General features: G+C 34.1%; 4 protein-coding genes. 1 reads left to right on the forward strand and 3 read right to left on the reverse strand.

Annotated features, from left to right (window positions below; genetic code table 11):
• The coding region (locus N4A45_06295) for a zinc ribbon domain-containing protein (GenBank protein MCT4664827.1) at nt 1-820 on the forward strand (820 nt) is incomplete at its 5' end.
• A gap of 42 nt (nt 821-862) precedes the next feature.
• Here the strand turns inward: N4A45_06295 and N4A45_06300 are convergent.
• From N4A45_06300 to N4A45_06310, 3 genes are read right to left on the reverse strand one after another with little or no spacing between them, the layout of a single operon-like run.
• A complete protein-coding gene (locus tag N4A45_06300; GenBank protein ID MCT4664828.1) occupies nt 863-1,369 on the reverse strand; it encodes a hypothetical protein in 507 nt (168 codons plus the stop codon).
• Nucleotides 1,370-1,425: 56 nt separating this feature from the next.
• On the reverse strand, nt 1,426-1,869 hold the full coding sequence (locus N4A45_06305) for a JAB domain-containing protein (GenBank protein MCT4664829.1): 444 nt from the start codon (nt 1,867-1,869) through the stop codon (nt 1,426-1,428).
• A 37-nt stretch (nt 1,870-1,906) separates the two neighbouring features.
• Nucleotides 1,907-2,695, reverse strand: a complete 789-nt coding sequence (locus tag N4A45_06310) for a DNA adenine methylase (GenBank protein MCT4664830.1) — start codon at nt 2,693-2,695, stop codon at nt 1,907-1,909.
• Between the last annotated feature and the right edge of the window lie 52 nt (nt 2,696-2,747).

The following is a 2,747-nucleotide window of genomic DNA, read 5'->3' on the forward strand; positions in this document are numbered from 1 at the left end:
AGTTCGTTGTACCAACTGTCGATATAAATTCTCGGCTCGTCATCGGGATGATTGTTCAAAATGTTTTACCAAAATATCGGATATGAAAAATCCTAATCGGATGGATAGAACCTATTACCGATGTGTAAAGAAAAAAGGACCTTGTTCTCAAAAGTATATTACCCAAGAAGACTTACAAAAACAGTTTATGGAGTTTTTAGGAAGTATTCAAATTCCGAACTCTATTGGAAAATTTCTTTCAAAGCTTATTAATGAATCGGGTGATCAAAGAGTTCAAGAAAAAGAAGAACATATCAGTCTTTTAAAAAAGCATAAAGCTGATTTGGTTTCTAGGCAAGATGGACTGCTTAATATGCGAGCCGATGGGGATATTACCACCGAAATCTACCAAAAGAAAAATGGAGAAATTCAAAGAAAAATAGATGATTTAGATACGGAAATCTCTCTGTATTCTCACAGACAAAAACTGGTTAATAACACCTTAGATTCCATTTTAAAACTGGGTGAAAAAGCACAAAAAATCATCCAAACTGGGAAAATAAATGAGGTAAAAGACATACTTATTCAATTTGGCTCGAACCAGAGACTAATCGACAAAAAGCTTTGTATTATAAAGCCCAAACACTTATCGACCTTCTTTTCTTGCGTCGATAGAATAAAGGCTAAAAAAGGGTGGCTCGAACCAGAAAATCCCCTTATTTTACAAGGGGATTTGGGTGGTTTGGAGACCTCATCTCCAATTCTGTGCAAGTCTCTGGCAGAGGCTCGAGCTTCTGTATCGGAATATATTGATGAGATTATGATGGCTTCTTCTTCCTAATAAAAACACCAAAATCCACTAGGATTTGGTGTTTTTGTTTATTCACTTTTTTATTGGATTTTTCCCCATTACAGGTCGTCCGTTTAAAGAAATGATGTCTTCCTTGGAGCTTTTGGAGTTTTCAGATTTTTCCCGAATCAGTTTTTGCGTATTAAACAATGAGCGACATTTGATATTAAAGGTGGTATAGGAAACAACCTCTTCATCTTTAGAAAGAGATTGTACATAAGTCTCATACCAAGCTCCGTTACTTAGTTTATGGTCTTTTGCTTTTTGGATGATATCAAACGCCTTTTGAGCTACTTTATTAATTGGGCTTCTTGAAGAAGATGTATCTAAATCAAGATTTAGGTTATCAATCTTTTCTTTTTGTTTATCATCAAGATATTTTAGCAATACCAAAGTATCATTTTTAGATACTCGAAGTCTTTCTACAATGGCTCGCTTCTCTTCTTTGGCTTTTGAGATTTTATGTTCTATCTCCGCTAAAAGTTTTTTGTCAGTTTGAATAGCTTCTATTAAGCTATCGATCATGTTGGTGTTTTTCATGATGGTTTAGGTTTTAAATTGTTGAACAAAAATGGATGACTACTTTTTAACCACCCTTACAAATAATTCTTTTCCATCATCGAAACATATTCTTCTTTGCTGGAAATAATCAGGTGGTCTATAAGATGTAAGTCTAGTTTTTTACCAAGGTCTTGAAGTTTTTTAGTCAGAATAATATCTTCTTTGGATGGTTCTTTGGTTCCTGATGGATGGTTATGCACCAAGATAAATCCCGAGGCTGCACAGCGAAGTCCAATTCCAAAAATCAGTTTACAATCCACTGTGCAAGAATTTATTCCTCCCACAGATAGATTATGAAATCCAAGAATTCGATTACTGCGATTTAGATAAATGACTTTTATTTCTTCTTTAAGATGTAAGGTGTCCATATTCCAAATCTTTAGGATATACCTAAATGCTTCTTGGGAGGAGGTCACTTTTGGGTTTTCCCTTTCCTGTAATTTTGGATAATAGGAAACGTTTATTTCTATAGGTTTCATGCTATGTAGTTTTTTGAGTTAATAAAAATTATGTAGATCAATCGATGGGATAATTAGCGGTTAATACTTCCACTTTTCGACTTCGGGATTGTCCATTTGATTTTTGAGCCGATAAAGGTTTTTCAAATGAGATGGTTTGCCATCTATTCTTTTGGATAAATTCATCAAGAATATCACTTGGATAAGAGGACAAAAGAAATTTTCCTTTTACTTTAGAAAGGCATTTTAAAAGGTTTTGATAATCTGATTCTGTGTAACCCCCATAATGCCCTTGGTTGGAATCAATATAGGGTGGGTCTACATAATGAAAAGTATCGATGGTATCTCTACTTTCAATGACCGAAATAGCATCTTTGCTTTCAATCTGAGCATGTTTTAAACGAATGGCTGCATCAAAAGAGAAATTCATTTTTTTGTTGAGAAAAGTTTTGAGTCGTTTTCCGTATTTATCATAACCCCAAGATCCAATTTTACAGGAGAACCCCATATTGGTAGCAATATAGAATGCCCATGCCTGCTGGAGTTTATCAAATAAATGAGGCATTTTATAAATTGTATGAGCTACGATATAAGACGCTCTTGAAAACAAAGTCGATTCAATTTTAGACACAAGTCCTTTAAAATCTGTTTTTAGGACTTCATAGAAATTAACCACCATATTATTGGTATCGTTAATCACTTCACTTTTTACAGGGTTTTTGGCAAAGAATACGGCTCCACCTCCAAAGAAGCTTTCAGTGTATATTTTATGATCAGGGATTCTTGGTAGAATCTCTTTCAGCATATTTTGTTTTCCTCCGTAGTAGGATATTGGGGTTTTGGGCATAGATGTTTTGTAGAATTAAACGAATAATAAAGAACTGTTTAATCCCATTATC

It is taken from the genome of Flavobacteriales bacterium (genome assembly GCA_025210805.1).
Lineage (GTDB): Bacteria > Bacteroidota > Bacteroidia > Flavobacteriales > CAJXXR01 > JAOAQX01.

Bases quoted from the DNA above. Each gene is read 5' to 3' on its own strand.
- N4A45_06300 (MCT4664828.1), bottom strand. From the start codon at position 1,369: ATGAAAAACACCAACATGATCGATAGCTTAATAGAAGCTATTCAAACT.
- N4A45_06305 (MCT4664829.1), bottom strand. From the start codon at position 1,869: ATGAAACCTATAGAAATAAACGTTTCCTATTATCCAAAATTACAGGAA.
- N4A45_06310 (MCT4664830.1), bottom strand. From the start codon at position 2,695: ATGCCCAAAACCCCAATATCCTACTACGGAGGAAAACAAAATATGCTG.